Source organism: Streptomyces cahuitamycinicus (assembly GCF_002891435.1).
Classification (GTDB): domain Bacteria; phylum Actinomycetota; class Actinomycetes; order Streptomycetales; family Streptomycetaceae; genus Streptomyces; species Streptomyces cahuitamycinicus.
In genome coordinates this window covers 1-7656 of sequence record NZ_POUC01000388.1, presented here as the reverse complement: position 1 = coordinate 7656, position 7656 = coordinate 1, and the positions used below count along the sequence as shown (strand labels likewise).

The following is a 7656-nucleotide window of genomic DNA, read 5'->3' as shown; positions in this document are numbered from 1 at the left end:
GGCATACGGCTTCCTCGGGTTCACGGCGGTCGGAGCCGGGGGGATGCTGGGCGGCCACCTGGCCTACCGTCAGGCCTCCGGGGCCAATCACGCCGAAGAGGTCCCGAACGTCGTCTCCCCGGGTTGGCACCGGGTCGGGACCGTCGACGAGTTCCCGGCCGGTGAGCCGGTGCGGCGCAGTGTGGACGACGTGCCGGTGCTGGTGGTGCGCGAGTCCGGCGGGGCGATCCACGCGCTGGCCGAGCGGTGCAGCCACCTCGCGGGGCCGCTGTCCGAGGGCACCGTCGCCGACGGGTGTGTGCGGTGCCCGTGGCACGGCAGCGTGTTCCGGCTCTCCGACGGCTGGAACGTACGCGGCCCGGCCACCTCCCCCCAGCCCTCCTTCGAAACGCGGATCACCGGCGGCGAGGTCGAGGTGCGCCTGCGGCACCAGAACGGCGGGGAGCCCGCGGGGCCCGGCCGGGAGCCGAACGGGCAGGTGCACGGAACACGAACGGGGGCTGCCCATGGGGACGGCGGCCATGGCTGACAGCCGCCTCGCGCGCCGGCTGCACGGAGTGCTCCGGCGCACCCGCCGGGACTACGCGGCGGGGCACGATCGCCCGCTGGGCGGCTATCTCGCGGCCATGGCCGGTTTCGCGGCCTACACGGCGGCCCTGACCACGGTGGTACGGCGCAGCGGGCGCCCGCTGCCCGAACGGCCCGAGCCGTGGGACCTGGTCCTGACGTCGGTGGCCACCTTCCGGCTCAGCCGGCTGCTGAGCAAGGCGTCGGTGACCAGCCCGCTGCGCGCTCCCTTCACCCGGTACGTCGGGCCGCAGGGCCCGGCCGAGCTGCACGAGGAGGCTCAGCCCGAGCAGGGCAGGCACACCGTCGGCGAGCTCGCGACCTGTCCGTTCTGCATGAGCGTCTGGGTGGCCTCGGCCCTGACCGCCGGCCGGCTGCTCTGGCCGCGCGCCACCCGTACGGCCATGGGCACGCTGACCGCCCTGGCCGGGGCGGACGCGCTGCAACTGGCGTACGGGGCGTTGGTGGACAGGACGACGGGCGACTGACCGCGGCCCGGCGGCGCCCCCGGCCGGATGACGACGTCCCACCGTTCCGGTACCCCGCCCGGCCGGATGAAGACGTCCCACCGTTCCGGTGCCCCGCCGGCACGCGGACCCCGGCCATGGCCCTGCCCGTTGCCGGCGATCACAGCGGCCCCTTGACGCCCTGAGGTACGGCCGGACACCGCGGGTGATCCGGAAGCCGCACCCCCTTGTCAAGGCGATATTAGGTTAGGCTAACCTTCGCCGCGTGAGATCTGGTGAAGAAACGGCCGGCGGACCGCGTCTGCGCGGGCATCAGCTGTCGGCCACGGGCGTGACCGTGTCGTACGACGGCACGGATGTCGTGCACGACGCGGCGATGGCGCTGCGCCCCGGCGAGGTGACCGTCCTGGTCGGTCCCAACGGCAGCGGGAAGTCGACGCTGCTGCGGACGATCGCCCGGCTGCAGCGGGCCCGCCGTGCCGAGCTCAGTATCGACGGCGACACCGACGGCCTCGCCCTGTCCGCCCGGGAGTTCGCCCGGTACGTGGCCCTGCTGACACAGGGGCGCCCCACGCCGAGCGGACTGACCGTGCGGGATCTCGTCGAGTTCGGCCGCTATCCGTACCGGGGCCGCTTCGGCCGGCCGGACCCCGACGCGCCCACCGCCGTCGAACGGGCGCTGGCGCTCACCGGGGTGACGGACCTCGCCGAGCGCGGCGCCGACCACCTCTCCGGCGGGCAGTTGCAGCGCGTGTGGCTCGCGAGCTGCCTCGCCCAGGAGACCGGCGTCCTGCTGCTGGACGAGCCGACGACCTATCTCGACCTGCGCTACCAGGTCGAACTCCTCGACCTCGTCCGCGACCTGGCGGACGACCACGGGATCGCCGTCGGAGTCGTCCTGCACGACCTCGACCAGGCGGCGGCCATCGCCGACCGGATCACGCTGCTCGAAGCGGGCCGGATCGTCGCCGACGGCCGGCCCGAGGAGGTCCTGACCCCGGAGCGGCTGACCGCCGTCTACGGCATCCGGATCGACGTCGACACAGACCCCCACACCGGCCGGATACGGACCCGTCCGATCGGCCGGCACCACACCCGCACCACCCGAAGCGAAAGGCTCGGCACCACCTCATGAGACGTCTCCTGCTCACCGCTGCCACCACCACCGCGGCGCTCACCCTCGCCGCCTGCGGCACGACCGAGCCGGCCGCCGACAGCGCGAAGAAGAAGACCACCGAGGCCATCAGCCTCACCGACTCCACCGGCGCGACGGTGAAGCTGGACGGCCCGGCCAAGAAGGTCGTCGCCACCGAGTGGAACGAGGTCGAGAGCCTCATCACCCTCGGCGTCGACCCGGTCGGTGTCGCCGACGTCAAGGGCTACAACACCTGGGACACCGCCGTCCCGCTGAAGAACGAGCCCAAGGACATCGGCACGCGCGGCGAGCCGAGCATGGACACCATCGCCTCGCTCTCCCCCGACCTGATCGTGGCCAGCTCCGACCTGCCGGACGCTGCCGTGAAGCAGATGCGGAAGATCGCCCCGGTCCTGGAGATCAAGTCGGCGGACGCCTCCGACCAGATCGGGCAGATGTTCACCAACCTCGACCTCATCGCGAAGGCCACCGGCACCACCGACAAGGCCGAGACGGCCCGCGAGAACTTCGAGGACAAGGTCGCCGAGGGCAAGAAGAGCCTCGCCGATGCCAAGCTGAAGGGCGCCGACATCGCCTTCGCCGACGGCTATGTGACGTCCAACCAGGTCTCCCTGCGCCCGTACACCAGCGGCTCCCTCATCGGCGCGGTCAACGAGCGGCTCGGCCTGAAGAACGCCTGGAAGGTCAAGGGCGACCCGGCCTACGGCCTCGGCACCACCGACGTCGAAGGTCTCACCGCCCTGCCGAAGGACGTGCAGTTCGCCTACATCGGCAACGACGACGACAAGTCCAGCAACCCGTTCTCCGGTCAGCTGAAGAAGAACGCCGTGTGGACCTCCCTGCCGTTCGTGAAGTCGGGTGACGTGCACCGACTGCCCGACGGCATCTGGATGTTCGGCGGTCCCGAGTCGATGGAGGCGTACATCGACGCCCTCGTCGACGCGCTGACGAAGTAGCGGGGCCATGGCCGTCACCGAAGCGCCCCCCGTCGCCCGTCCGCCCGCGGCCGCGTCCCGGACGGGTGCGGCCGCGGTGACGGCCGCTCTCGTCCTCCTGGTCGCCGCCCTCGCCGTCGTCGACATCACCCAGGGCACCGCCGCCGTCGGGCCGTCCCAGGTGTTCAAGGCCCTGACCGGGCAGGCCGATCCGGGCGACGCCTCCGTCGTCATCGCCTCCCGGCTGCCGCGGATGACCGCCGGCATCCTGGTCGGCGTCGTCCTCGGCATCGCGGGCGCGGTCCTGCAGGCCGTCAGCCGCAACGTGCTCGCCTCGCCCGACACCCTCGCCGTGAACGCCGGTTCGTACCTGGCCCTCGGGCTGGTCGGCGCGACCGGCGTCTCCCTGCCGCTGCTCGCCTCCTCCGGTGTCGCCTTCGCGGGCGGGCTGACGGCCGCCGCGGTCGTGCTCGCCCTGTCCGGCCTCGGCACGGGCACCGTACGGCTGGTCCTCGCCGGTACCGCGCTCGCGCTCGGCCTGAACTCCGTGACGGAGGGGCTGCTCCTGCTGTTCCCGCAGCAGACGGAGGGCCTCTACCAGTGGAACCAGGGCAGCATCAGCCAGAACGGCTTCGACGGCGTCCTGCAGATGCTGCCCGTCGCCCTGGTGGGGCTCGCCGGGCTGCTGCTGGTCGCCCGCCGGGTCGACGCGCTCGCCCTCGGGGACGACGCGGCGCGCGGGCTGGGCGTCCCCGTGCGGGCCACCCGGGTCACGGTGGTGGTCCTGGCGGCGCTGCTGTCCGCCGCGGCCGTCACCCTCGCCGGACCCATCGGCTTCGTCGGCCTGTGCGCCCCCGCGCTGGTCCGTCCGCTCGCCCGCCGGTTCCGGGCGTTCGTCCGTGCCCGGGCGGTCCTGCCCGTGGCCGGTCTGGCCGGTGCCGCGCTGGTGCTCGGGGCGGACGTGCTGCTGCGGGCCCTCATCCCGGCGGACACGGCGGTCGCCGTCCCGACGGGCATCGTCACCAGCCTCATCGGTGCCGTCTTCCTCGTGGTGACGGCCCTGCGCCTCAAGGACACCGCCGGGGCCGACGCGCCGGACCGGCTGAGCATCCCGAGCCGGACGGCGTTCCTCGTCACCGTGGCCGCACTCGTCGCAGCGGTCGTCGGCATCACGCTGGCCGGCGTCCTGCTGGGCGACAGCAAGCTCCTGCTCGGCGATGTCGCCAACTGGGTGCAGGGGCGGGCCGGGCAGACCGTCTCGTTCGTCCTGGACACCCGTGTGCCGAGGGTGCTCGCGGCGCTGTGCGCGGGCGCGGCGCTCGCCCTGGCGGGCACGCTGGTGCAGGCCGTGACCCGCAACCCCCTGGCGGAGCCCGGTGTGCTGGGCGTCTCCGGCGGTGCCGCGCTGGGCGCCGTCCTGCTCGTCACCACCGTGCCGGCGGCCGGTTCCTGGGGGGTCGCGGGCGCGGCCTTCGGGGGCGCGGCGCTGGCCTCGGCCATCGTCTTCGGGCTGTCCGCCCGGGGCGGATACCGGCAGAACCGGCTGGTCCTCGTCGGTATCGGCATGGCGGCCGGTTCCACGGCCCTGATCAGCCTGCTCATCGTGCTCACCGACCCGTTCAACGCCACCAAGGCGCTGACCTGGCTGTCCGGTTCCACCTACGGGCGGACCACGGCCGACGTCCTGCCCGTCGCGCTGGTCCTGGGGCTGGGCCTGGCCGTCGCGTTCGCCCGGCGCACCGAGCTGGACCTCGTTTCCCTGGACGAGGACACCCCGCGGCTGCTCGGTCTCGGACTGCCGCGGGCCAGGCTGGGCTTCCTGGTGACGGGCGTGCTGCTCGCCGCGACCGCCGTCGCCTCGGCCGGCACGATCGGCTTCGTCGGCCTGGTGGCGCCGCACGCGGCCCGTGCCCTCGTGGGCCGGCGGCACGGGCGGGTCGTGCCGGTGGCCGTGCTGCTCGGCGCGGCGCTGGTCTGCACGGCCGACCTGATCGGCCGCACCGTCATCGCCCCCGCCCAGCTGGGCGCCGGCCTGATGACGGCGGTGATCGGCACTCCGTACTTCCTGTACCTGCTGGTCCGCGGCCGGAGAACGACATGACGCCCGAAAGGGGCATCAATAGTTAAAACGCCCCGAAAGTGCCTGTTGTATGGATGCACACACAACAGGAGCGAGGGAGCATGGCCAAGGACATCACGCACCCGGGCCCGCCCCCGGAGGCGAGCCTGAAACCCAACGCGATCGGGTTCCTCGACGCCCTGGTCATCGGGCTCAACGCGACCTCCCCCGCGTACTCCGTGGCGGCGGTCATCGGCCCGATCGTGGCACTGGTGGGCATCTACGCCCCCGGGGTGATGCTCGCGTCGTTCGTACCCATGCTGCTGATCGCGTCGGCGTTCTACTACCTCAACAAGGTCGACCAGGACTGTGGCACGACGTTCTCCTGGGTCACCCGGGCCATGGGTCCGTGGGCGGGCTGGCTGGGCGGCTGGGCCATCGCGATGACGGGCGTCCTGGTCGTCGGGTCGCTCGCGGACGTCGCCGTGACGTTCTTCCTGCTCGCCGTGGGCCTCGACAGCTGGGCGGACAACGACGTGGTGCGCCAGGTGCTGACGGTGCTGCTCATCCTGGTGATGACGGCGGTGTGCGTGATCGGCACCGAGGTGTCGGCCAAGGTGCAGAACGTCCTCATCCTGGCCCAGGTCGTCTGTCTGCTCGCCTTCGCCGTGGTGGCGCTCTACCGCGTCTACGCCGACACCGGCACCCTCGACGCCGTCGATCCGGAGTTCGGCTGGCTCGATCCGTTCGGAGCCGGCGGAGCGTCACTGACCGCGTCCCTGCTGCTGGGTGTGTTCATCTACTGGGGGTGGGAGTCGGCGGTCAACCTCACCGAGGAGGTCGAGGACTCGGCCACCGCGCCCGGCAAGGCGGCCGTGTGGTCGACCGTTCTGCTGCTGGTGACCTACCTCGCTGTCGCCTTCGCGGTCGTGGCCTACGCCGGAACGGACTACCTCGCCGAGAACGCGGCGGAGGAGGAGTTCATCTTCGCCCTGCTCGCCGAGGAGGCGATGGGCGGCTGGGACTGGGTCGTCCTCCTCGCCGTCTCGACGTCGGCGCTCGCCTCCACGCAGACGACGATCATCCCGGCGTCGCGCACGGGTCTGTCCATGGCACGGCGGCACGCGCTGCCCGCGCACTTCGCCCGCATCCACCCGCGGTTCCGCACGCCCGACGTGAGCACGTGGTGGGTCGCGGGCATCGCCATCGCCTGGTACCTCGTCCTCTACCACGTCAGTGAGAACGCCCTCTTCGACTCGCTGACCGCACTGTCCCTGCTGATCGCCTTCTACTACGCGCTCACGGGCCTCGCCTGCGCGGTCTACTACCGCCGCCAGCTGACCCGCAGCGCCCGCAACTTCTTCCTGATCGGCCTCGGCCCGCTGATCGGCGCGGGGCTGCTGGCGTGGCTGCTGGTGGAGTCCGTGGCGGACATGTCCGACCCCGAGAACAGCTACAGCGGCGTCTCGTGGTTCGGGCTGGGGCCGCCGCTGGTCATCGGCATCGGCATCGCCCTCGTGGGCGTGGTCCTCATGGTCGTGTGGCGGCTGACGGCGCCGGCCTTCTGGTCGGAACACCCGAGCGTGGTCGATCCGGACCTCGTCGACGGCAAGGAGTCCTGAACATGTCGGTGGTCCTCGGCTACGACGAGTCCCCGGGCGCCCTGAGCGCGCTGCGCGTCGCCATCGAGGTGGCGACCGCGTACGACGAACCCCTGGTGATCGTCCACGGCGTCGCCGCCCCCGGCGTCACGGGCGAGGAGTACGGCGCTCATCACGAGGCCGTCCGCGAGGCCGGCAGCACCGCGCTCTCGCACGCTGTCCGGGTGGCCGACGAGGCCGGTGTGCGGACGTCCGTGGAGCTCATCGACGAGCGGCCCGCGCAGGCGCTGATCGAGGCGGCGGCCCGGCACGGCGCGCGGGTCATCGTGGTGGGCACGTGGGGCGAGAGCCCCGTGCGGGGCGCGCTGCTGGGCTCCACACCGCACAAGCTGCTGCACCTGTCGACGGTGCCCGTGCTGTGCGTGCCGGCCCGGTCATGAGCCACCCGAGCGGCGTCGGGCGTGCGGTGTGAACACGTACAGACCGAGGACGTCGGGCAGGGGCGCGACGCCGGGGCCGCCCTCCCGCACCCAGGAGACGACGTCCTCGGTGGCGGCCGGGTCGTTGACCAGCCCGAGCCACACCGGCCGGGCACCGGCGGCCCGGCCCGCCGCCGACGGCTGGACGACGACGACGTTGGCCTGGTCGCAGACGTCGAGGCAGTCGGAGATCCGCACCGGTGCCGCCGCGCGCAGACGCTCGGTCTGGGCGGCGTGATCGACGCCTCTGATCTTGCGGGTGCCGCAGCAGCAGTCCCGGCAGACGACGATGCGGCAGGGAACCCGTGCGTTCGGCGTCGCGGACATGCCGCTCCCTCCCTCTCTGCGCGTGGTGATGATCATGCCAGGCGGGTGCCGGGCCCGGGGGGGCG

Annotated in this window: 8 protein-coding genes; 7 read left to right on the top strand and 1 reads right to left on the bottom strand. The window is 72.7% G+C overall.

Translation table 11 applies throughout. From position 1 onward, the window contains the following. From C1J00_RS34160 to C1J00_RS34130, 7 genes are all read left to right on the top strand, one after another. The coding region (locus C1J00_RS34160; RefSeq protein ID WP_146046305.1) for a Rieske (2Fe-2S) protein at positions 1-529 on the top strand (529 nt) is incomplete at its 5' end. Beyond that, positions 507-1055 (top strand): DUF1360 domain-containing protein, encoded by a 549-nt coding sequence (locus C1J00_RS34155; protein WP_102912844.1) that lies wholly within the window; start codon positions 507-509, stop codon positions 1053-1055. The genes C1J00_RS34160 and C1J00_RS34155, both read left to right, overlap by 23 nt. Before the next feature lie 244 nt (positions 1056-1299). Then, positions 1300-2169: an ABC transporter ATP-binding protein gene (locus C1J00_RS34150; protein WP_102912843.1), complete on the top strand. Its 870-nt coding sequence runs from the start codon at positions 1300-1302 to the stop codon at positions 2167-2169. Next, complete coding sequence (locus C1J00_RS34145) at positions 2166-3146, top strand: ABC transporter substrate-binding protein (protein ID WP_102912842.1); 981 nt, start codon at positions 2166-2168, stop codon at positions 3144-3146. Before C1J00_RS34150 ends, C1J00_RS34145 begins: the two co-directional genes overlap by 4 nt. Positions 3147-3153: 7 nt before the next feature. Continuing rightward, positions 3154-5226 (top strand): iron ABC transporter permease, encoded by a 2073-nt coding sequence (locus tag C1J00_RS34140; protein ID WP_102912841.1) that lies wholly within the window; start codon positions 3154-3156, stop codon positions 5224-5226. An 80-nt stretch (positions 5227-5306) separates the two neighbouring features. After that, the gene (locus C1J00_RS34135; RefSeq protein ID WP_102912840.1) at positions 5307-6806 is read left to right on the top strand and encodes an APC family permease; all 1500 of its coding nucleotides are present in this window, start codon (positions 5307-5309) and stop codon (positions 6804-6806) included. A gap of 2 nt (positions 6807-6808) precedes the next feature. Beyond that, complete coding sequence (locus tag C1J00_RS34130) at positions 6809-7225, top strand: universal stress protein (protein WP_062929930.1); 417 nt, start codon at positions 6809-6811, stop codon at positions 7223-7225. On the opposite strand, the gene C1J00_RS34125 is transcribed toward C1J00_RS34130, so the two are convergent. After that, on the bottom strand, positions 7220-7591 hold the full coding sequence (locus tag C1J00_RS34125; RefSeq protein WP_102912839.1) for a hypothetical protein: 372 nt from the start codon (positions 7589-7591) through the stop codon (positions 7220-7222). The two genes, C1J00_RS34130 and C1J00_RS34125, sit on opposite strands and share 6 nt — an antisense overlap. Between the last annotated feature and the right edge of the window lie 65 nt (positions 7592-7656).